Origin of the sequence: Streptomyces sp. NPDC096013, assembly GCF_044763565.1 — a bacterium.
Taxonomy (GTDB): domain Bacteria; phylum Actinomycetota; class Actinomycetes; order Streptomycetales; family Streptomycetaceae; genus Streptomyces.
The window spans coordinates 709,384-730,287 of sequence record NZ_JBIWGK010000004.1 but is presented as its reverse complement, the minus strand read 5'-3'; the positions used below and the strand labels follow the sequence as shown (position 1 = coordinate 730,287).

Here is a 20,904-nt window from a genome sequence, read left to right as displayed (position 1 = left end):
GGGCTGCTCGGGGGCGTCCCACCAGTTGGGGGGGCGCCCCGGGGGGCCCGGGGGGGGGGGGGGGCCCCCGGGGGGGGGGGGGGGGGGGGGGGGGGGGGGGGGGCCCCCCCCCCCCCCCCGACTCCTTGGCCTCAGCCCGCTGCCGGGAGCGTGAACTCGTAGATCAGGGCCTCCTGTTGGGCCTCCACCACCAGGTCGGTGATCTCCAGCGGGCGCGCGTACTGGTCGTGCACGCGCCGGGTCACCCGGACCGAGGACGCGTGCGCGGTCCGGGTGATGACGTCACGGTGGTGCAGGGTCAGGCCCGCACGGCGCATCCAGTCGTAGGCGCGCCGGAGTTGGGCGGCGGCCGAGCCGTCGGCGCGGTCGCGGTAGCGGGCCAGCTCCTCCACCTCGGCCAGTGCCACCGCCGAGAAGGACGTGACGGCCGTCCGCAGTCCGCTGCCGTCGGCCGCCGCCGACGTGTAGCGGTGCACCAGCGTCGGCCGGTGCGGGGCGATGCCCAGGGCCTCGGCGTGATCGGGCGGGGGTGTCTCCCAGGTGACGGTGGCCCGGTCGAAGCCGGACGGCTCAGGGCTGCGGGCGCCGACCGGAAAGGTGAGGGAGGACGGGTTCTCGACGGGGTGTCCGCTCAGGGTGGCATGGCTGCCGCGCCGGTCGGTGGAGACCAGACCGTCCCTGCGCAGCACCTCCAGCGCCTGTCGTACGGTCTCCCGGCTGACTTGGAAGTGTTCGGCCAAGTGCCGTTCGCCGGGCAGGCGTTCACCCGGCGGGATGGTGCCGTCGTGGAGCTCGCCGAGCAGTTGCGCGGCCACCTTTCCGTAGAGGGGCTGGTCGTCGGCGGTCGGGTGGTCGTGGCGGGTGGTGCGGGCCATGCCGCGCCTCCTGTTGGTGACAAGACTGAGAGCTGAACTGGTGACGATTCGTAGCCGTGCGGGCTCGTTGCGCGACCAGATCTAGCATTGGTCTAAACCACCAGGGAAGAGCGGCAGGGCAGTTAGGCCGAAACCGACCCGCGCCGATCACCCCTCACAGCGCGCTGTACACCGCGTCGATGAGGACCATCTTCCGCGGGTCGTCGGCGATATGAGGCCCCATCCGGTTCATCGCATAGCCGATCGACACCCCCGCATCGGGGTCGGCGAGACCGAAGGAGCCGCCGAAGCCGTCGTGTCCGAAAGCCTTCGGGTCGGGGCCGTACGATCCGTTCGGGCCGCTCAGCCACAGGCCGAGCCCGACCTCCGTCTCGTGCGCGAAACCGGCGCCGAGCACCAGGTCGCGGCAGCTGCCCTGCCCCTCGCGCACCCGCTCGGCCGCCTCGGGGGAGAGGACGCGGTGGCCGTCGTAGGAGCCGCGCCCGGCGAAGATGCCGTAGAGCGCGGCGATCGCGCGTGCCGTGCCGTGGCCGTTCGCGGCCGGGATCTCGGCGGCGCGCCACTCCGGGGTGTTGGCCTCGGCCGCGCCCACCACCGGGTTGGTCAGCGCGGCGATGGCGACGGGCGCCAACTGGCTGAAGACGGCGGCCTGTTCACTCGCCGACGCGGCGGGCGGATGCACCAGCTCGGCCGCACGCCCGGCCTCCTTCTCCGGCAGCCCGATGGTGAAGTCGATCCCGAGCGGGCCGGTGACCTCGCGCTCCAGGAAGGCGCTCGGGAGCAGCCCCGAGACGCGGCGCACGACTTCGCCGACGAGGAAGCCGTAGGTCAGCGCGTGGTACCCGGACCGGGTGCCCGGCTCCCACCAGGGCTCCGTCGACGCGAGGGCTTCGGTGGTCGACTCCCAGTCGTAGAGCCGCGCGAGGGAGTGCGGCTCGCGCAGGCCGGCCAGTCCGGCACGGTGCGAGAGGAGGTGGCGTACGAGGACGTTCTCCTTGCCCGCGGCGGCGAACTCCGGCCAGTACGCGGCCACCGGGGCGTCCAGGTCGAGCAGGCCCCGGTCGGCGAGGACGTGGGCGCACAGGGCCACCGGGCCCTTCGTCGTCGACCACACGTTGACCAGCGTGTCCCGCTCCCAGGGGCGCGTCCGGGCGGCGTCGGCCCAGCCGCCCCACAGGTCGGCCACGGTCTCGCCGCCGACGGTGACGGTGACCGCGGCGCCCAGTTCGCCCCGGTCCCGGAAGTTCTCCTCGACTGCTGCGCGCACCGCCGTGAAGCGGGGGTCGCAGTGGCCTTCGACGGCTGGCTGGTGCTCGGACATGGGGCCTCCGCGGTGTGCCGGACGTCCGGGCCGCGACGCTGCGGCCCGGACCCCCCTGAACATACCGACTGGTCGGACTGACCGGAAGGTGTGGTGGGCTCAGTTCAGGAACAGGGTGCCGGCCGGCTCCCGGTGACCCGCCTCCGTGTGCCAGTAGTCGCGGGTCTCCACCGCGAGACCGGCGCCGTCGAAGCGCGCGAGGACACACCCGGCGAGCGTGGACGGCTCACCGTCCTCCTCGGCCAGCACCCTGAACTCGGCGACGGCGACGCCATGTCGACCTACGACGGGCGCCGAGAACCGCACCTCCCTCACCCGCTCCGAGGCGAACGACCACCGGAGATAGCCGCCCAACTCGGCCCGCCCCCGGTGCGGTTCACGGAACGGCATCGAGCGGTGCACGCAGTCCTCGGCGTACAGCTCCAGCAGCGCGTCCACGTCGTGCTCCGCCCAGGCGCGCGCCCAGACCCTCACGAACCGCTCGGCGGCCTCACCCGTGTCCATACGGCACCCCTCACGCGTGCGACCGCAGCCAGTCCAGCTTGGCCGCCTCCTGGTAAGGGCCGCCGCCCTCATGGTCGTTGAAGTCGTAGACCTCGATCTTCTTGTCCTCGTGCGCCCACGCGTTGAACGCGGCGAACACCGTCGAGGGCGGGCAGGTCTGGTCCTCAAGGGCCGCCGAGAAGAGGGCGGGGGCGCGGCCCCGGGACGCGAAGTGGACTCCGTCGAAGTACGAGAGCGTGCGCAGGACGTCCTCGGTGCGGCCGCGATGGGTCTTCAGGTAGTTGCCGATCTCGCGGTACGGATGGCGGTCCGTGAGGCGCGCGGCGCGTGGGTAGTCGCACAGGAACGGCACGTCCGGCGCGATCCCCGCCAGGTCGCCGACCAGCCCGCCCACCGCGATGGTGATCCCGCCGCCCTGGCTGGTGCCGATCGCCACCGTGCGCGCCGGATCGGCCAGCGGGTGCGAACGGGCCGCCTCGACGGCCCGCACGCCGTCCGTGAACACGCGGCGGTAGTAGTAGTTCTCGGGGGCGTCGATGCCCCGGGTCATGAAGCCGGGGAACGCGGGCGCGCCGCCCACCGGATCCGGGGTGCCGCCGCCACCGCCCCACGCGCTGCCCTGGCCGCGCGTGTCCATCATGAAGTGCGCGCGGCCCGACGACGCCCACAGCAGGTTCTCGTGCGGGAGGCCCCGGCCGCCGCCGTACCCCACGAACTCCACGATCAGCGGCAGGGGTTGGGCCGCGTCGGCCGGCAGCCGCAGCCAGCCCTTCACCGGGTGGCCGCCGAACCCGGCGAACGTCACGTCGTACACCTTCACCGTGGACAGTCCCGTGTCGACCGGTTCGAAGCGGGCGGCCAGGTCGTGCTCGCGGGTCTCCTGGAGGTTCTTCGACCAGAAGGCGTCGAAGTCCTCGGGCTCCGTGGAATCGCTGCGGTAGGCGCGGAGTTCGTCGAGCGGAAGGTCGAACAGGGCCATCGATGACCGCCTTTGGGAAGCGTGGGTGCGGATGATCACACCGTACGTGTGACATCGGAGGACTCGCCAGGCTCGCGCGATGCCCCGACCTGCCGTCCCGGCCTGTCGCTCGGCGTCACGCCCGGCGTCGGGTCCACTGCGGTTCGGTCAGGGCCCAGTCCCGTTCCCATTCGGCCAGCCGGTGGCGCAGGGAGACGCGTCGGATCACCGTGGAGGTGAGCAGGACCAGCGCGGCCATGCCGCCCGCCGCCCACACGCCGATGGTCAACGTGTGCTGCCAGACGGCGACTTCGCCCGGGGGAGGGGCGACGTCGTGCCCTTTGGCGTCGAGCCACACGTCGACCACGTCGCCGTGCCCCGTTCCTGTCGGGACCGCGACCGTCGCGGTGCGGGGTGCCTTTCCCGGTTCCGTCCAGCGCACCGCGACCAGGAAGCCGTGGGGGCGGCTTTCCTCGACCGAGGGGAGGTCGGCGGGCGGGGAGCCGATGACCGTCGCGTGGACGCGGTGCCGGTCGGCCCGCTCGGCGGTGGCGATGGTCCGGGCCCGGTCGTGCGCCCACAGGCCGGCGGCGGCGCCGACCAGGGGCGCGCCGAGGAACAGCAGCAGGGCGACGGCCAGCGCCGTCCACCTCTCCACGACATCCGAACGGCGCCGCAACGGATTCTGCCGTCGGCGTCGACTCCGCACCCGGGTCCGCATGTCGACCTCCTCGCCGTCACCGGTGCCGGGGAACCGGACCCGCCCCTGTCAGGGCCGGGCCACCGCTCCCTCGACGCCGCGCACGCATGCGAGCGTCCACACAGATGTCGTACTCCCTATGAGGCACCCTGCTCAACCGGAGGCGCAAGCGGACCTCGGTAATCCGGCCTCGACGAGCGGGTCCGGGGGAGCGGGTCCCGGCGAGCGGGCGTCCGGGAGCGGGCCCTCAGCCGAACCGCTCGATGCGGATACGGTCCACCGGCTGTCCCGCGTTCACCAGCAGCCGTGACGCGTGCTCGGCGAAGCCGTTGGAGCCGCACACATATGCCTCCCACCCACCCGCGGGCTGCTCGGCCAGGAGCGGGGCCACATGTGCGGCGGCCATACGTCCCACCGGCACACCCTCCGGCGCACGGCGCGTGAAGACCGCCGCGGTCTCCGCGCCGTACTCCCGCGCGTAGATCAGTTCCTCGGGGCTGCGCGCCGACACCACCAGCCGCAGCGGCACGGACAGGCCGCGCGCCCGGTGCTGGCGGAGCATCGACATCAGCGGTACGACGCCGGAACCGGCGCCGAGGAGCAGCGCGGGCCGGTCGCCGGGCCAGGCGAAGAAGCCGCTCAGGGGGCCGCGCACCTCGACCTCGTCACCGGGCCGGGCGACGGTGTGGAACCAGCCGGACACCTCGCCGCCCTCGACGTGGTCCAGGGTCAGCTCCACATGCCCGGTGCCGTCCGGATGGGAGGCGATCGAGTAGTGGCGCTGGGCCACGTACCCGTCCTCGGCGCGCAGCCGCAGCATGAGGTGCTGGCCTGCCAGATGTCCGGCCCAGCCGGGCACCGCGAAGCGGAACGTCGAGGCGTGCGGGGTCTCGCGGCGGATCTCGGTGAGGGTGGCGGTCTGCCACACGGCGGCGGCGCGGTTGCTCACGGCGATACGGCCCGGCACCGCGAACCGGGTCTCGGGCGCGGTGGTCTCAGTCACCGGAGTACCGCTGTTCCTCCCAGGGGTTGCCCCGGGCGTGATAGCCGTTCTGCTCCCAGAAGCCGGGCTCGTCGTGGTCGAGGAGGCGCAGGCCCGCGATCCACTTGGCGCTCTTCCAGAAGTACAGGTGCGGCACCAGCAGCCGGGCGGGGCCGCCGTGCTCGGCGGGCAGCGGCCTGCCGTCGTACTCCCACGCGATCCAGGCGCGTCCGCCGGTCACGTCGGAGAGGGGGAGGTTCGTGGTGTACCCGGTGTGCGAGTACGCGAGCACATGTGTGGCGGACACATGGGGCCGGACCACATTGAGGAACGCGTCCAGGGAGACGCCCCCGAACCGCACGCCGAACTTCGACCAGCTCGTCACACAGTGGATGTCACCCTCGTAGGCCGACGACGGCAGGTCGTGCGCCTGCGTCCAGTTCCACGTGTGCGGCTCCTCGACCAGGCCGTCCACGCGGAACGTCCAGTCCGCGGGCGCCAGTTCGGGGGTGACCTCGGCGGACAGGACGGGCCAGTCGTCGCCCGCGTCGTACTGACCGGGCGGCAGGCCGGCGTCGGGGACGCGCGGGCGTCCGGTGAAGCCTCGGGTGACGTGCATACGGGTGGAGCCTCCAGGCCGCTGCGGCGCGGGTCCGCCGGGCGAGCGTGATCAGTGGGTTCTCGTTTCAACGGTACGCGTCCACGAGGTATGCCCAGGTCCGGGGGTGACCGCCGATCATTGCGGCCGTATGAACTCTCCGCGCGGAGGGGAATAGCCGCTGGGTGATCGCCCTTGGTCTTCAGTGCGGCTGGAACACGGACTGCCTGTGGTCGCGGCGCCGGCCGTGATCGGGCGGTGACCGCCGGTGATCCGATGACTGCGAAGGAGAGTGAGGGAGCAGATGCCGAAGGCGTACGTCTTCACGCGCTACGGGGGACCCGAGACCGAGGCGCTCGTCGAGGTGGACCGGCCCAGCCCCGGCGCCGGTGAGATCCTCGTCGCGGTGCGCGCGGCCGGGGTGAACCCCGTCGACTGGAAGCAGCGCACCGGATACCGGCGGCCCGGCGAGACCGGCTCGCACGCGTTCCCCGCGGTCTTCGGCAACGAGGCCGCGGGTGTCGTCGAGGAGATCGGCGCCGGAGTGGACGGATTCGCCGTCGGCGACGAGGTGTTCGGCAGCGCCGTGGCCGGCGCGTACGCCGAGTACGCGCTGCTGGCCGCGCCGGTCACCGCGCACCGGCCCGCGGAGCTGTCGTTCACGGACGCGGCCACCCTGCCGGTCGCCGCGGCGACCGCCTACGACGGCGTCCGTCAGTTGGACCTGCCCTCCGGCGCGACCCTGCTGGTCACCGGCGCGGGCGGCGGCGTCGGCTCCGCGGCCCTCCAGATCGCCCGCGCGCTGGGCCTGCGCGCCGTGGGCGTGGCGAGCGAGGGCAAGAAGGACTTCGTGGAGTCGCTCGGCGCGGTCCACGTCCCCTCCGGACCGGACCTGGCCACACGGGTGCGGGCAGCCGCCCCGGACGGCGTCGACGGCGTCTACGACCTCGTCGGCGGCGACGTGCTCGCCGAGGCCGCCACCCTCCTCACCGACCGCACCAGGCTGATCACCGCCGGGGCACCGGCCCCCGAGGTGGAGAAGCTCGGCGGCGCCCGGGTCGAGCGCGCCCGCACCGCCGCCGTCCTCGACGCCGTCGCACAGCTGGTGGTCGACGGACAGCTCGACCCGCACGTGACGCGAACCTTCCCGCTCGACCGGGCGGGCGAGGCCCTGCGCACCGTCGAGGAAGGCCACGCCCGCGGCAAGATCGTGATCGAGGTCGCCGCATGAGCGCCGCCGAACGGCACATACTCGACAACCCCGCCCGCGCCGCCCTCACCGGCCCGCACGCCCATTTCGCCGAGCGGCGGGGCCGCATCCTGCGCTACCCGGTCGACGTGACCCCCTGGATCGCGCTGCCCGACGAGCCGGACGCCGACGACTGGGCGGACGTGGTCGCGCTCTCCGGACCCGGCACCGAGATCCCGCTCCTCGGCTTCCGGGGGCGGGTCCCGGACGGCTGGGAGGTCACCTTCGACATCGACGGCGTACAGATGGTCGACGACGGGCTGGCCGCCGCACCGGACCCGGAGGCGGTCGTCCTCGGCCCGGCCGACGTCCCCGAGATGCTCGACCTCGTGGAGCGGACCAAGCCCGGCCCCTTCCTGCCCCGCACCGTCGAACTCGGCACCTACCTCGGCATCCGCCGCGAAGGCGCCCTCGTCGCCATGGCCGGCGAACGGCTCCACCCGCCCGGCTGGACCGAGATCAGCGCCGTCTGCACCGACCCCGTCGCCCGTGGCGAGGGCCTCGCCAGCCGTCTGATCCTCGCCGTCGCGCACGGCATCCGCGAACGCGGCGAGACCCCGTTCCTGCACACCGGCGCGGGCAACACCAACGCGATCCGCCTCTACGAGTCGCTCGGCTTCCGGCTGCGCAGGACCACCGCGTTCCTCGCCGCCCGGGCGCCGGAACACCTCACCGAGACGCGGGCCGTGGGGGTGTCGTAGAACCGCCGTACGGCCCAGGGCGACCGGGCCGTCGTCAGTCGTCGTCCGTGGGCTCGCCGGGCCAGGAGTTGTAGCGCTCCAGGTAACCGGCGAACCGGGCCAGGTCCTCCTCCGGCCACTCCGCCAGACGTTCGCGGAACGCGGCCTGGCGGTTCTCGGTGACCTGGGCGAGGATCCGGCGGCCGGCGTCGGTCAGGTGCAGGACCTGGACGCGGTGGTCCTCGGGGTCGAGGCGGCGCTCGATGAGGTCGGCGCGTTCCAGCGCGGCGACCTGGCGGCTGACCGTGGACTTGTCGAGGGCGTAGTGCGCGGCGAGGTCGGTGGCCCGGCAGCCGCTCTGCTCCTCCAGGTGACTGAGCAGGGTGTACGACACCAGCGACAGCTCCGGGTGCAGACGGCCCGCCGAGGCCCGGGCGCGCCGGGCGAAGGCCGTCATCTCGCGCTGGATGGTCTCCACGGCCTGGTCCGCTCGCACTGGGATCTCCCTCGCTCTCCTGGTCGTTGCAGAGTACAACTCGGCGGGTGAGGCGGCCTCTCGCGGGCCCGGGGGGTGGGGTAGTGTTGCTCCCCGGTCGCGGACGGTCGCGGCCCTGAACTCCCGGGAGGTGAGACCCATCAACGCTGTGTCAGGCCGGGTGCTCTCACCTCAGGACGGCTCGGATCACCACCGCTAGGTGACCGCGGGAGCGCCCTTCGGCTACCTCCCGAAAGGCTCTCGGCTCTCATGCCCTCTCTTTCCCCCGCCTCCGTCGTCGCCGCGCTCCGTGCCGCGGGCTGTGTCTTCGCCGAGGACGAGGCGCGAATGATCCTCTCCGCCGCCCGCACCCCCGGCGAACTCGCCGCGATGGTCGACCGCCGCGTCACGGGCCTGCCCCTCGAACACGTCGTCGGCTGGGCCGAGTTCGGCGGTCTGCGCATCCATGTGGAACCCGGTGTGTTCGTGCCCCGCCGCCGCACCGAGTACCTCGTCGAGCAGGCCGTCGCGCAGGCCCCGGACGCGTCCGTCGTCGTGGACCTGTGCTGCGGCTCCGGCGCGGTCGGCGCGGCCCTCGCCGCGGCCCTCGGCCCGGTCGAACTGCACGCCGCCGACATCGACCCCGCCGCCACCCGCTGCGCCCGCCGCAACATCGCGCCCTACGGCGGTCACGTCCACACCGGCGACCTGTTCGCCGCGCTGCCCACCGCGTTGCGCGGCCGCGTCGACATCCTCGCGGCCAACGTGCCCTACGTCCCCACCGAGGAGGTCGGCCTCCTCCCCGCCGAGGCCCGCGAACACGAACCCCTGGTCGCCCTCGACGGCGGCACGGACGGCCTCGACATACTCCGGGAGGTCGCCACGGGGGCGTCCGACTGGCTGGCCCCTGGCGGTTGCCTGCTCGTGGAGACGAGCGAGCGTCAACTGCCCTCGGCGGTCGGGGTGTTCAGGGGGGCGGGGCTGGAGACGCGGGTCGCGGTGTCGGAGGAGCTGTACGCGAATGTGGTGATGGGGGTCAGGGCGGCGGGGGCTGAGTAGCCGTGCCGTGTCGGCGGGGCGGGTGAGGGGCTTGGCTCGGGCCAGGGAGCCCTGTCAGGTCGTGGCGCCGCTGCCGGACGGGCTCGGGCTGGATGGAGCGCCCGGGCCCTGGCCGTGGTTGCCGCGGCCCCAGGGGCCGGGGCCTCGGTCGTCCGGGCCGGTGCCCCGGCCGTTGCCCGGTCCCTTGTGGTCGAAGGTGCCGGTGAAGGCCCGGTCGGCGGTGCGGGGGCGGGTGCCGGAGTCGGAGCGGGTGCCGGTCAGAGAGGCCGTGGTGCCCTTCTTGAGGGTGCCCGTGCCCCGGGTCGTCACGTCGGAGGCCACGGTCCAGGTCCATGAGGTGCCGTCGTCGCTCCTGACGGTGACCTGGTCGCCGTCGACCTTCGTGACCGTGCCGCGCTGCCAGATCCGCACGACCCACTTGCCGGTGGCGTCGTCCTTGACCGTCGCCTCGCCGTGCACGGCCGCGCCGCCGAGGCCGAAGCCGCCGCCGTGCCGGAAGCCGGGACCGCCGGGCGACGGAGTGCCCGAGGGGGAGGCTGCCGCGGCCGGTACGGCGTCGCTGCCCGAGCCTCCCGAGGTCGCCGCGTAGGCCACGGTCCCGCCGAGCGCCAGCACACCCACCGTGGCCGCGGCGATCACCGCGCGGGCCCGCCGCGACCGCAGTCGCCACAGCCGGTCGATGCCGACGCGCTCGTGCTCCGCGCCACCGGGGCCCGTGAGGACCTCCCACTCGGGGGCGTGGTCCGGCATCGGAGGCACCGCCGCGCTCTCGCCGGCTTCGTGCTGAGGATCGTGCGTCACGGCTCGCTCCCTAGGCCCCGCGCGCGGCATCCCACCGGCACGCCTGCCTGTGATTCTCCGGGGCGGCCGATAAAGAACCGGTAATAGATCCCTGTGAATCCGGGGCCCGCGGGCTCATCGGTCTTTATGCAACTAGTTGCACAAACGCCCTCCCGTCCTCTACAACAGAGGCACGACACCGCGCACGGAGGGCCCGATGAGCCGTTACCCGCACCTGCTGAACCCCCTCGACCTGGGCTTCACCACGCTGCCCAACCGCGTCCTCATGGGCTCCATGCATGTCGGCCTGGAAGAGGCCGAGCGCGGTTTCGAGCGCATGGCGGAGTTCTACGCGGCACGCGCGCGCGGCGGCGTGGGCCTGATCGTCACCGGTGGCATCGCGCCCAACGAAGCAGGCCGCCCGTACGAAGGCGGCGCCAAGCTGACCACCGACGCCGAGGCCGCGCAGCACACGGAGATCACCGCCGCCGTGCACCGCGAGGGCGGCCGGATCGCGATGCAGATCCTGCACTTCGGGCGGTACGCCTACCACCAGGACCTCGTCGCGCCGAGCGCCGTCCAGGCGCCGATCAGCCCCTTCCCGCCCCGCGCGCTCACCGACGACGAGGTCGAGGGGACCGTCGAGGACTACGTCCGCGCGGCCCGCCTCGCCCGGCAGGCCGGTTACGACGGCGTCGAGATCATGGGCTCCGAGGGCTACCTCATCAACGAGTTCATCGCCGCGCAGACCAACCACCGCGACGACCGCTGGGGCGGCTCGTACGAGAACCGGATGCGCTTCCCCGTCGAGATCGTGCGCCGGGTGCGCGAAGCGGTCGGCGAGGACTTCATCATCGTCTACCGGCTGTCGATGCTGGACCTCGTGCCGGGCGGCTCCACGCTCGACGAAGTCATCATGCTGGCCAAGGCGGTCGAGGCCGCCGGGGCGACCATCATCAACACCGGCATCGGCTGGCACGAGGCCCGCATCCCGACCATCGCGACCTCGGTACCGCGCGGGGCGTACACCTGGGTGACGAAGAAGCTGATGGGCGCGGTCTCGGTCCCGCTGGTCACCACCAACCGCATCAACACCCCTGAACTGGCAGAGCAGTTGCTCGCCGACGGCTACGCCGACATGGTGTCGATGGCCCGCCCGATGCTCGCCGACCCGGACTTCGTCGCCAAGGCCGCGGCCGGCCGTTCCGACGCGATCAACACCTGCATCGGCTGCAACCAGGCCTGCCTCGACCACACCTTCAGCGGCAGGATCACCTCCTGCCTGGTCAACCCGCGCGCCTGCCACGAGACCGAACTCGTCCTCGCCCCCACGCGGTTGCGCAAACGCGTCGCGGTGGTGGGCGCGGGCCCGGCCGGTCTGGCGTGCGCGGTCTCGGCCGCCGAACGCGGCCACGAGGTCACCCTCTTCGACGCCGCGAGCGAGATCGGCGGACAGCTCAACGTGGCCCGACAGGTCCCGGGCAAGCAGGAGTTCGACGAGACACTGCGCTACTTCCGCACCCGGCTCGCCGAGCACGAGGTCGACGTACGCCTCAACACCCCTGTCAGCGCAGGGGACTTGGACGCCTACGACGAGATCGTCGTCGCCACCGGCGTCAGCCCCCGCACCCCCGACATCCCCGGCGTCGACCACCCCAGCGTCGTCGGCTACCTCGACGTGCTGCGCGACCGCGTCCCCGTCGGCGACCGCGTCGCGATCCTCGGCGCGGGCGGCATCGGCTTCGACGTCGCCGAGTTCCTCACGGACGGCGGCGACAAGGCGAGCGAGGACCCGGCGACGTACTTCCGCGCCTGGGGCGTCGACATGGACTACGCGGCCCCCGGCGGCCTTACCGCCCCCGAGCGCCCCGCCCCGCCCCGCAGCGTCCACCTCCTCCAGCGCAAGGCGACCAAGGTCGGTGCGGGACTCGGCAAGACCACGGGCTGGATCCACCGCACCGAACTCAAGTACCGAGGCGTCACCATGGTCCCGGGCGTCCAGTACGACCTGATCGACGACGCCGGACTGCACGTCACCGTCGACGGCACGAGCACCGTCCTGGAGGTCGACACGGTCGTGCTGTGCACGGGCCAGGACCCGCGCCGCGACCTCTACGACGAGTTGACCGCCGCCGGCCGGTCCGTGCACCTCATCGGCGGCGCCGACGTGGCAGCTGAACTGGACGCCAAGCGCGCCATCAAGCAGGGCACCGAGGTCGCGGCGGCCCTCTGAGGGCCGTCCCTAGGATGACCCCATGTCACTCCCGCACGCGATCCTCACCGCCCTCCTGGAGAAGCCGTCCTCGGGCCTTGAGCTGACCCGGCGCTTCGACCGGTCGATCGGTTACTTCTGGTCGGCGACGCACCAGCAGATCTATCGCGAGCTGGGAAGACTGGAGGCGGACGGCCAGATCAGGGCGCTCGCGTCCGAGCAGCCGGCCCGCGGCCAGAAGAAGCGCTACGAGGTCCTCCCGGCGGGCCGCGCCGAACTGGCCCGCTGGACCGCGTCGTCCCAGGACCCCAAGCCGCTGCGCGACACGATGCTGCTGCGGCTGCGCGCGGCGGCGGTGGTCGGCACGGCCGGTGTCGAGGAGGACCTGCGCCGCCATCTCGCCCTGCACCAGCGGCAGTTGGCCGAGTACGAGGAGATCGAGAAGCGCGACTTCCCGCCGGGCCGGGACAGCGCGCAGGACCGGCTCCAGCACCTGGTGCTGCGCGCCGGGATCGACCTGGAGACGTTCTGGACGCGGTGGCTCACGCACGCGATCGAGGAGTTCGCGGAGCTGCAGTAGGGGAGCGTCGGCGGGAAAGCGGCCGTAGGGAATGTTCGCGGAGCCGGTGTCGGCCGGGTCGTCGCAGGACATGGGGGAGGGGCCGTCCGGGTGCGGGCGGCCCCTCGTGGTCGGGGGAGGTCAGAGGCGGTACGGCTTCGCGCGTCTGCGCAGGAACCAGGCCGTCGCGATGACGCCGGCACCCACCAGGCCCCCGCCCACTCCCAGCGTGAGCGGGCCGTAGTCCTTGGTGGAACCGCCGAGGCCGCCCATGACACCGCGCGAGGGCGAGGCCGTGGCGGTGACCCTGGGGGTCGGGGTGGTGGACCTGGTCACGATCACGGTCTGGGTGCCCGCGGGCGTGCTGGCGTTCTGGCACATGACGATCACGGTGTAGGTGCCCGGAGTGACGTTCGTCCAGGCGGTGGACTGGCTGACGGTCGTCCCCGCCAGGGTCGCCTTGCGGCCCTCGGCGAAGCTGCCCTGGCTGCTGGTCAGGAGTGAGCCGGTGCCCCAGACGCCGGTGGTGCGGTTCTGGGAGCACGCGCTGGTCGTGACCGAGACCGTGGTCCCGGTCGTGCTCACGGAGATCCCCGATGCCGCGCCCGCGGTGGTGGCGGTCAGGGCGAGGGGAAGAGTGGCGGCTGTCACGGTCAGGCCGGAGCGGAGTAGTAGCTGAGAAGTGCGCATGGGACTGCCCTCCGGCGGCACGGTTGGCGGAACATCCCTTGCGCCGCCGGGGTCGGGAAACGGCCGTGCTGCCTCCAAGGAAGCCAACGCGTCCCCGGGCCGTACCGCGAGCGGACGGCGACCGGGCAGGTGACGGATTCCTTCGTCCGGGTCAGGGGGCCGGGGGTGCCGAGGGTGGGTGGTCGGCGTGGGGGCGCCCCGGGGAGCACCTATGGCTCGGTGGCGCCCGTCGTCACCGTCCGCTCCACCGAGAACCCGCCCCAGGTACCGTCCGGCAACCGCGCCCGCAGCCGAACCCGGTGGCTGACTCCGGCGTCCCCGCCCGCGTAGAAGCTGTACGTCGCCCGGCCGCGCGGCGCGGTCCCGCCCCAGACCAGCGAGGTGGCCGGCTGTCCGTCGAGGCGGATCTGGTACTCCGTGACCACTCCGTCCGTGCGCGGCGGCACCCAGGACAGGTCGATGTAGTACGCCCCGTCGTCGCCCTTGTGCGTCGCCGCGCGGAAGTCGGTGGGCGCGGTGCCGCTCCCGTCGTCGCTGCCGGGCGCGGTGGTGAGCGGGACGACCGTGCTCGCGACGGAGAGGTTGTCGGCGGCGTCCCGCGCCCGCACGGTGAACGAGTACTGCGTGCTCGGCCGCAACCCCGTCACCACGGTCGCGGTCTGTGCTCCGCCCACACTGTGGATCTTCGCCCCGCCCTGATAGATGTCGTACGACACCACACCCCGGTCGTCCGTCGAGGCGTTCCAGGAGAGTTGGGCCGCGCGGCTGCCGATGGCCCGGCCCTGGGCGGCGCCCGGACGGGTGGGTGCCGAGTGGTCGGCCGCCACGGCGACCGGGGTCCGCGCCCGGACCTCCCGGCTGCGCGGACCCAGGCGGCCGTCGCTGTCCCGGGCCCGCACGGTGAAGGCATACAGGGTGGACGGCCTGAGCCTGATGACATCCACCATGTGCTCGGAACCCGGTACTTCCCTCACCTTGGTGGTGCCCCGATATATCTCGTAGGTGCGGACGGCCGGGTCCGCCGTCACCGCGTCCCACATGACGTGCACGCTGGTCGCGCTCCCCGCCGCGGCCGTGACGCCGGCCGGGGCTCCGGGGGCGTGTCCGTCCTCCTCGTCGCCCGGCCCGCCCCAGCCGCAGGAGGCGAGCGCGGCGAGCAGCAGGAGTACCGCGCACGGCAGGGCGGTGCGGGGGAGTGCGAGGGCGGTGGTACGGACGCGTCGCACGATTCTGCCTCCCCGGCATGGCGTGGGCACCACCGACTGCAAAGGTCCGGACCAATATGACGCGCGGGACGCGACCGCATCAAGGGGGCGTCGCCGTCGACCGCTCAGGGGCATTACGTATGCTGAAGTCCGCACGGCTGAACTCGCCCCCGAGGGTGGGCAGTTCAGGCCGGTGGCGCGGACCGCTGTCGTCGCTGATCCCGCGCCGGCGCGGGCGGCCGGGTGACCTGAGCCGACACGGGCTCAGGTCCTCGGCCCCCGTCGGGGAATGACGGGGGCTCAGGGCCCGGCTGTGGTTCGGGAGGGGCGTGCGCTCAAGGCCGCGGTCCCCGTCGGGAATGACACCGGATCAGCGACCCTGCCTCCCCCGCGAGTTACGGCGTGCACCGTCCGGCCCTCTACCGGTGGCCGAGCCGCCGGACCGGCACCAGGGTGGGCTGAGTGTCCGTCAGATCCCCCAGGAGAGGGTCCTCTATCGTGCGTGTCCAGTCGCTGACGCTGGCCGCGGCCGGCGCCGCCCTGCTCACCCCGACCACACTGCCCGCCGCACCCGTCGCCTCCGTCCGCCCCCAGGCGGGACCGGCGGCGGTCCGCGAAGGTGACGTCCGCGCCGCCGACCTGCTGGCCAAGGTGCGCGACTGCGTCCCCGTCTCGCGGGGCCAATACCGCAGCGACGACGGGGAGCGCGCGACGATCCCGGTCTGCGGCACCAAGGAGGCCGTCTACTGGAAGGCCGACCTGGACATCGACTGCGACGGCCAGGCCGGGGCCCACTGCAACGCGCGCACCGACCCGCTCTTCTCCTCCATGACGGCGTTCCAGCAGTCCGACGGGCGCTATCTGAACGCCGAACGGCTCCCGTACATCGTCGTCCCCGCCGCCAGCGCCCTCTGGAACCACCGCGACCACGGCATCGGCGGCGGCTCGGTCGCCGCGGTCGTCTACCGGAACCGGGTGCAGTACGCCGTCGTAGGAGACGTCGGTCCGCGGGACATCATCGGCGAGGCGTCCTACGCCACCGCGAAGGGCCTCGGTATCCGCACCGACCCGCGCGGCGGCGGGACGAGCGGCGGGGTCACCTACATCGTGTTCAAGGACTCGCAGGTCAAGCCCATCGAGGACCACGCGGCGGCGGTGGAGACGGGGCAGCGGCTGGCACGGCTCTTCGTGGACGCGGACTGAGCCGTCGGTAGGAGCGTCCCGGGTGTCGTCAGACCGCCGACCAGCCGTCGTCTACGGGCAGGATCGCGCCGTTGATGTTGCTCGCCGCGTCCGAGGCGAGGAACACGATCGCGGCGGCCTGCTCCTCGGCCCCGGCCAGCCGGCCGACGTTGACGAAGTGCGGGCCGAGCGCCGCCGGACCGTGGGCGGCACCGTCGGCCTCCACGGAGATGTTCGTCGCCGTGCCGCCCGGGGCGATGGCGTTCGCGCGGATGCCCTGCTTGCGGTACATCACCGCGAGGTTCTTGGTCAGGCCGACCACCCCGTGCTTCGAGGCCGTGTAGGCGGCGCCCGCCGCGCTGCCCCGCAGGCCCGCCTCGGAGGCGGTGTTCACGATCGCGCCCCTGCCCGCCGCCAGCATGTGCGGCAGCACGGCCCGGGTGAGCAGGAAGGGCGCGGTCAGGTTGACCCGGATGACCCGCTCCCACTCCGCGTCGTCCACGTCCGCCAGCGCCGACATGCGGTCCATGATCCCGGCGTTGTTCACCAGCACGTCGACCCCGCCGAACCGCTCCACGGCGGTCGCCGTCACCGCGTCCACGACCGCCTGCTCGCTCAGGTCGCCGGTGACCGCGACGGCCTCACCGCCCGCCTGCTCGATCTCCTTGACGACCGCCTCGGCGCCCTTGGCGTTCAGATCGGCCACCAGCACCCTGGCGCCCTCCGCCGCGAAGGCCAGCGCGGCGGCCCGGCCGATGCCCGAGCCCGCTCCGGTGACGATGACGCCGCGTCCGTCGAGTCCACTGGCCATGAGGTGCTCCTGTCCTGATGCGAGGGCTCTGCGCCGCCCGGGATCTCCCCACCATACGACTTAATGTCTTCAAGTGACATAAAGTCTTGATGGGAGAATCCCGGGAGGTCACGACCGCAGCCGGAGAGGAACTGATGACCGCACCCAGCGGACGCACCGGACGACCACCGCTCACCGAGACTCGCAAGACCGAGATCCGCCTGGAGATCGCCCGGGCCGCGGTGGAGCTCTTCGTCGCCCAGGGCGTCGCGGCGACCACCGGCGAACAGATCGGCCAGGCGGTCGGCGTCTCCGCGCGCACCGTGTGGCGCTACTTCCCGAGCAAGGAGGCCTGCGTACGCCCGCTCTTCTCGGCCGGTATCGACGTGATCGCCGCCCGCCTGCGGGAGTGGCGCCCCGGCCACCCCCTGTCCGAACTCTTCGACCCCGACCTCGCCACCGGCCTCCTCGCCGCCACCGGCCCCGACGGCGCGACCGGCTCCGCCCTGGTCCGCCTCACCCGCACCGAACCGGGCCTGCGCGCGATCTGGCTCCAGACCTACGACGAGGCGGAACCCGCGTTCGCCCGAGCCCTCGCCGACCGCGCCGGCCTGCCACCGGACGACCTGCGGCCCATGATCCAGGCGGCGATGCTCAACGCGGCGCTCCGGGCGGCGGTGGAGCGGTTCGCGTGGGGCGCGGGGGAGAGCGGGTCAGGCGTTGGGACGGGGGAGGCGCCGGTGGGGGACGCCGAGGTGGCGGAGACATTGCGGGCGGCGCTGGCGATCGCGGCGGAGGGGCTGTCGTAGCCCTCGCAGGGCGGAGTGGGTGTCGTAGGAGCTATGGGTGCGCGTGGGTGGCGCGGGGGAGCACCCGCTATGGGTGCTCACACCTTTCGATAGGCGTACGCCTCCGTGGCCGCCGCCTCGACCGCGTCCAGGTCCGCTCCCGTCGACGCCGTGACGACCGCGGCCACCGCGCCCTCGACGAACGGGGCGTCCACCAGGCGGGTGCCGACCGGGAGTTCGTCGCCCTCGGCGAGCAGGGCCTTCACGGTGAGTACGGAGCTGCCCAGGTCGGTGAGGACGGCCACGCCGGCGCCCCGGTCGACGGACGCGGCCGCCGCGGCGATGAGTTCGGAACTCGTGCCCAGCCCACCGCCCTCGGTGCCGCCGGCCGGGGCGACCGGTACCGAGGTGCCCGAACCGGACAGCCCGCGCGCCAACTCGGCCACGGAGGCGGCGACTTCGGCGCTGTGGGACACCAGTACGATCCCCACGAGCTTCTCGCCGCTCACGTCACTCACCGGTCGCCTCCGAGGCTTCCTGGAGCGCGGCGATCAGGAGCGACGAGGACGTGGCGCCCGGGTCCTGGTGCCCGATGCTCCGCTCCCCGAGGTAGCTCGCGCGTCCCTTGCGGGCCTGTAGGGGCGTGGTGGCGATGGCACCTGCCTCGGCGGCGGACCGTGCGGCGGCGAAACCGTCCGGGAGCGCGTCGAGGGCCGGGACGAGGGCGTCGATCATGGTCTTGTCGCCGGGCGCGGCTCCGCCCAGGGTCATGACCGCCTCGACACCCGTGCGCAGCGCCTGGGCGAACTCCTCCTCGCTCACCTCGGGGGCGTCCCCGAGCGCCTTGCCGGTACGGCGCAGCAGCGTGCCGTAGAGCGGGCCCGACGCGCCGCCGACCGTGGAGATGAGCTGCCGCCCCGCGAGGGTGAGGACGGCGCCCGGGGTGTCCGGCGCCTCCTTCTCCAGGGTGGCGGTCACGGTGGTGAACCCGCGCTGGAGGTTCGCGCCGTGGTCGGCGTCGCCGATGGGCGAGTCGAGATCGGTGAGCCGGTCCGCCTCGCGGGCGACGGAAGCGGCGGTCGCCGTCATCCAACGGCGGAAGAAGTCGGCGTCGAGCACTGGATCTCCTTGCGTGGTGAGCGAGTTGGCCGGATGCGTTGTCGGGTCACATGCCCCAGCGCAGCCCCGGCGTCTTCACCGGCGCGTCCCACAGCCGCAGCAGTTCCTCGTCGATCTGGCACAGGGTGACGGAGGCCCCCGCCATGTCGAGGGACGTGACGTAGTTGCCGACCAGTGTGCGGGCGACGGCGACGCCGCGCTCGGCGAGCACGCGGTGGACCTCGGCGTTGAAGCCGTAGAGCTCCAGGAGCGGGGTGGCGCCCATGCCGTTGACGAGGACCAGCACCGGGTTGCGCGGGGTCATGTCCTCCAGGATCGCGTGGACGGAGAAGTCGGCGATCTCGCCTGAGGTCATCATCGCGCGCCGCTCGCGGCCCGGTTCGCCGTGGATGCCGACGCCCAACTCCAGCTCGCCCGCAGGGAGATCGAAGGTGGGGCTGCCCTTGGCCGGGGTGGTGCAGGCGCTGAGGGCGACGCCGAAGCTGCGCGAGTTCTCGTTGACCTGCCGGGCGATCGCGGCGACCCGGTCGAGTGGCTGGCCCTCGGCCGCGGCGGCCCCGGCGATCTTCTCCACGAAGAGCGTCGCGCCGGTACCGCGCCGCCCCGCGGTGTAGAGGCTGTCGGTGACGGCGACGTCATCATTGACCAGCACTTTCGCGGTCTGGATGCCCTCGTCCTCGGCCAGCTCGGCCGCCATGTCGAAGTTGAGGACGTCCCCGGTGTAGTTCTTCACGATGAAGAGGACCCCGGCCCCGCTGTCCACGGCGGCCGCGGCCCGCACCATCTGATCGGGCACCGGCGATGTGAACACCTCACCAGGGCAGGCGGCCGACAGCATCCCCGGCCCGACGAACCCACCGTGCAACGGCTCGTGCCCCGACCCCCCGCCGGAAACCAGCCCCACCTGCCCGGCGACGGGAGCGTCCCGCCGCACGATCACCCGGTTCTCCACGTCCACGGTCAGCTCGGGATGAGCGGCAGCCATACCCCGCAACGCGTCCGTGACCACGGTCTCCGCGACGTTGATCAACATCTTCATCGGTACCTCCTGGCAAGGCTGGCAGATGTGCGTCTGAGCTGTGTCTTTACTGGTCGGAGCGGGGTTGTGCCGGTCGTCGGTGACGGGTCGTCGGGTGTCTGGAGCCGGCCGGTCGAGGGTGGCTGGAACGCCCTTGCGACCAGTATCGACCTTGGAGCAGTGAAGGTCACGGGCTGGGACGGTCGCGGGGGTGCCTGGCTGGGCGTGTCCGGGTCGACACGGCACGGACTCGCCGGTGTCGTCGTCGGTGGCGGCCCTGCCGTCCACCCCGGTGAGTGCTGCCGTCCTCGTCGGGGACCTGACGCAGCCGCCGCCGCGGGGGAGTCCATCCCGGTGGACTCCAGTTCTCCACCCTTACTTCCACCCACGGGTCCAGGCGTGGAATGGCCGGTGAGAGCAGCCTTGAGGACATGAACACAACGGACTGGATCACCGACATCGCGCTCGTCCTCATCGTCTTCCGCCAGCTGCGTGAAGGACGACTCGATCTCAAGTCCTATCTGATCCCCCTCGGCATCGTGACCTTCGTGGCCTCCCACTACCTGCACTCCGTGCCGACCGCGGGCAACGACCTCGTCCTGATCGGTACCTTGATCGCGGCCGGCGCGGCGCTCGGCATCGCGGGGGGCGTCTTCACGCGTATCCGTGGTGCGGGAGAGCATCTCTACATCAAGGCGGGCGCGGTCTCGGCGATCCTGTGGGTCCTGGGAATGGGCGCGCGCATGGGGTTCCAGGTGTGGGTCGACCACGGCGGAGCCGGCAACGTGGCACGGTTCAGCATCGCCCACCAGATCACCACCGACCAGGCCTGGGTCGCGGCCTTCGTGCTGATGGCGCTCACCGAGGTCGTCACCCGCCTGGCCACGATCTTCCTCCGCAGCCGTCATGCCGTCCGTGAGATCGTCCCGGGCACGCGTCCGGCAGCGGTCCTCGGCCACACGGCCTGACCGAGAGCGGTCGTCGCAGCGTCGGCACCGGAGGACGCACCCGCCCCCGGGCCGGGCTCCCGAGAGGGAGTCCGGCCCGGGGGCGTACTCCGTCAGGCCCCCGTCTGTACGGGATCGTGACCCTGTGTACGGGATCGTCACCCTGGCGGTCGTCGTCATCGCCTTCGCCACCGTCAGGCCCCTGGGCTCCAC

23 protein-coding genes are annotated in these 20,904 nt (G+C 72.8%); 8 read left to right on the top strand and 15 right to left on the bottom strand.

What is annotated here, in order from left to right; genetic code table 11:
- Positions 1–131 precede the first annotated feature (131 nt).
- The 7 genes from ACIRB1_RS18075 to ACIRB1_RS18045 all read right to left on the bottom strand — a co-directional run bounded on the left by ACIRB1_RS18075 (position 132) and on the right by ACIRB1_RS18045 (position 5,959).
- A complete protein-coding gene (locus tag ACIRB1_RS18075) occupies positions 132–875 on the bottom strand; it encodes a GntR family transcriptional regulator (RefSeq protein WP_352179097.1) in 744 nt (247 codons plus the stop codon).
- A gap of 154 nt (positions 876–1,029) precedes the next feature.
- Positions 1,030–2,196, bottom strand: coding sequence for a serine hydrolase domain-containing protein (locus tag ACIRB1_RS18070; protein WP_403466202.1), 1,167 nt, complete (start codon positions 2,194–2,196; stop codon positions 1,030–1,032).
- Between the two features lie 99 nt (positions 2,197–2,295).
- Entirely contained in the window at positions 2,296–2,700 is a 405-nt protein-coding gene (locus ACIRB1_RS18065) for a nuclear transport factor 2 family protein (RefSeq protein ID WP_403466201.1), read from the bottom strand.
- 10 nt (positions 2,701–2,710) lie between these two features.
- A complete protein-coding gene (locus ACIRB1_RS18060; RefSeq protein ID WP_403466200.1) occupies positions 2,711–3,679 on the bottom strand; it encodes an acetylxylan esterase in 969 nt (322 codons plus the stop codon).
- Between the two features lie 115 nt (positions 3,680–3,794).
- Positions 3,795–4,379 carry a hypothetical protein gene (locus ACIRB1_RS18055; protein ID WP_403466199.1) on the bottom strand — a complete coding sequence of 195 codons (585 nt, stop codon included), beginning with the start codon at positions 4,377–4,379 and terminating at the stop codon, positions 3,795–3,797.
- A gap of 226 nt (positions 4,380–4,605) precedes the next feature.
- Complete coding sequence (locus ACIRB1_RS18050) at positions 4,606–5,361, bottom strand: ferredoxin reductase (RefSeq protein WP_403466198.1); 756 nt, start codon at positions 5,359–5,361, stop codon at positions 4,606–4,608.
- Positions 5,354–5,959, bottom strand: coding sequence for a sulfite oxidase-like oxidoreductase (locus ACIRB1_RS18045; protein ID WP_403466197.1), 606 nt, complete (start codon positions 5,957–5,959; stop codon positions 5,354–5,356). The genes ACIRB1_RS18050 and ACIRB1_RS18045 overlap by 8 nt, the downstream gene beginning before the upstream one ends.
- Before the next feature lie 283 nt (positions 5,960–6,242).
- Here ACIRB1_RS18045 and ACIRB1_RS18040 point away from each other — a divergent pair, with 283 nt between their 5' ends.
- Positions 6,243–7,169: an NADP-dependent oxidoreductase gene (locus tag ACIRB1_RS18040; protein WP_403466196.1), complete on the top strand. Its 927-nt coding sequence runs from the start codon at positions 6,243–6,245 to the stop codon at positions 7,167–7,169.
- Positions 7,166–7,888, top strand: a complete 723-nt coding sequence (locus ACIRB1_RS18035; protein ID WP_403466195.1) for a GNAT family N-acetyltransferase — start codon at positions 7,166–7,168, stop codon at positions 7,886–7,888. The genes ACIRB1_RS18040 and ACIRB1_RS18035 overlap by 4 nt, the downstream gene beginning before the upstream one ends.
- A gap of 34 nt (positions 7,889–7,922) precedes the next feature.
- On the opposite strand, the gene ACIRB1_RS18030 is transcribed toward ACIRB1_RS18035, so the two are convergent.
- Positions 7,923–8,324: a MarR family winged helix-turn-helix transcriptional regulator gene (locus ACIRB1_RS18030; protein ID WP_403466229.1), complete on the bottom strand. Its 402-nt coding sequence runs from the start codon at positions 8,322–8,324 to the stop codon at positions 7,923–7,925.
- Positions 8,325–8,612: 288 nt separating this feature from the next.
- Between ACIRB1_RS18030 and ACIRB1_RS18025 the strand changes: the two genes are divergently transcribed.
- Complete coding sequence (locus ACIRB1_RS18025; protein ID WP_403466194.1) at positions 8,613–9,401, top strand: putative protein N(5)-glutamine methyltransferase; 789 nt, start codon at positions 8,613–8,615, stop codon at positions 9,399–9,401.
- A 54-nt stretch (positions 9,402–9,455) separates the two neighbouring features.
- On the opposite strand, the gene ACIRB1_RS18020 is transcribed toward ACIRB1_RS18025, so the two are convergent.
- On the bottom strand, positions 9,456–10,202 hold the full coding sequence (locus tag ACIRB1_RS18020; RefSeq protein ID WP_403466193.1) for a hypothetical protein: 747 nt from the start codon (positions 10,200–10,202) through the stop codon (positions 9,456–9,458).
- Positions 10,203–10,398: 196 nt separating this feature from the next.
- Here ACIRB1_RS18020 and ACIRB1_RS18015 point away from each other — a divergent pair, with 196 nt between their 5' ends.
- Both ACIRB1_RS18015 and ACIRB1_RS18010 read left to right on the top strand, forming a co-directional pair.
- The gene (locus ACIRB1_RS18015) at positions 10,399–12,414 is read left to right on the top strand and encodes an FAD-dependent oxidoreductase (RefSeq protein ID WP_403466192.1); all 2,016 of its coding nucleotides are present in this window, start codon (positions 10,399–10,401) and stop codon (positions 12,412–12,414) included.
- A 22-nt stretch (positions 12,415–12,436) separates the two neighbouring features.
- Positions 12,437–12,973 carry a PadR family transcriptional regulator gene (locus ACIRB1_RS18010; RefSeq protein ID WP_403466191.1) on the top strand — a complete coding sequence of 179 codons (537 nt, stop codon included), beginning with the start codon at positions 12,437–12,439 and terminating at the stop codon, positions 12,971–12,973.
- 120 nt (positions 12,974–13,093) lie between these two features.
- Here ACIRB1_RS18010 and ACIRB1_RS18005 read toward each other — a convergent pair whose 3' ends face one another.
- Together ACIRB1_RS18005 and ACIRB1_RS18000 are read right to left on the bottom strand one after the other, a co-directional pair.
- Positions 13,094–13,642, bottom strand: a complete 549-nt coding sequence (locus tag ACIRB1_RS18005) for a hypothetical protein (protein WP_352179083.1) — start codon at positions 13,640–13,642, stop codon at positions 13,094–13,096.
- A 209-nt stretch (positions 13,643–13,851) separates the two neighbouring features.
- Complete coding sequence (locus ACIRB1_RS18000) at positions 13,852–14,868, bottom strand: fibronectin type III domain-containing protein (RefSeq protein WP_403466190.1); 1,017 nt, start codon at positions 14,866–14,868, stop codon at positions 13,852–13,854.
- A gap of 477 nt (positions 14,869–15,345) precedes the next feature.
- Here ACIRB1_RS18000 and ACIRB1_RS17995 point away from each other — a divergent pair, with 477 nt between their 5' ends.
- Positions 15,346–16,050 (top strand): glycoside hydrolase family 75 protein, encoded by a 705-nt coding sequence (locus ACIRB1_RS17995; RefSeq protein ID WP_403466189.1) that lies wholly within the window; start codon positions 15,346–15,348, stop codon positions 16,048–16,050.
- A 28-nt stretch (positions 16,051–16,078) separates the two neighbouring features.
- On the opposite strand, the gene ACIRB1_RS17990 is transcribed toward ACIRB1_RS17995, so the two are convergent.
- Positions 16,079–16,840 (bottom strand): SDR family NAD(P)-dependent oxidoreductase, encoded by a 762-nt coding sequence (locus ACIRB1_RS17990; protein ID WP_403466188.1) that lies wholly within the window; start codon positions 16,838–16,840, stop codon positions 16,079–16,081.
- 134 nt (positions 16,841–16,974) lie between these two features.
- On the opposite strand from ACIRB1_RS17990, the gene ACIRB1_RS17985 reads away from it, so the two are divergent.
- A complete protein-coding gene (locus ACIRB1_RS17985) occupies positions 16,975–17,628 on the top strand; it encodes a TetR family transcriptional regulator (RefSeq protein WP_403466187.1) in 654 nt (217 codons plus the stop codon).
- Positions 17,629–17,705: 77 nt separating this feature from the next.
- On the opposite strand, the gene ACIRB1_RS17980 is transcribed toward ACIRB1_RS17985, so the two are convergent.
- Genes ACIRB1_RS17980 through dhaK form a run of 3 tightly spaced genes read right to left on the bottom strand, consistent with a single transcriptional unit; the run spans position 17,706 to position 19,765 of the window.
- Entirely contained in the window at positions 17,706–18,116 is a 411-nt protein-coding gene (locus tag ACIRB1_RS17980; protein ID WP_352179605.1) for a PTS fructose transporter subunit IIA, read from the bottom strand.
- Position 18,117: 1 nt separating this feature from the next.
- Entirely contained in the window at positions 18,118–18,726 is a 609-nt protein-coding gene (gene dhaL, locus ACIRB1_RS17975) for a dihydroxyacetone kinase subunit DhaL (RefSeq protein ID WP_403466186.1), read from the bottom strand.
- A gap of 46 nt (positions 18,727–18,772) precedes the next feature.
- Positions 18,773–19,765, bottom strand: coding sequence for a dihydroxyacetone kinase subunit DhaK (gene dhaK, locus ACIRB1_RS17970; RefSeq protein WP_352289522.1), 993 nt, complete (start codon positions 19,763–19,765; stop codon positions 18,773–18,775).
- A 410-nt stretch (positions 19,766–20,175) separates the two neighbouring features.
- Between dhaK and ACIRB1_RS17965 the strand changes: the two genes are divergently transcribed.
- A complete protein-coding gene (locus tag ACIRB1_RS17965) occupies positions 20,176–20,712 on the top strand; it encodes a hypothetical protein (RefSeq protein WP_403466185.1) in 537 nt (178 codons plus the stop codon).
- Positions 20,713–20,904 lie beyond the last annotated feature (192 nt).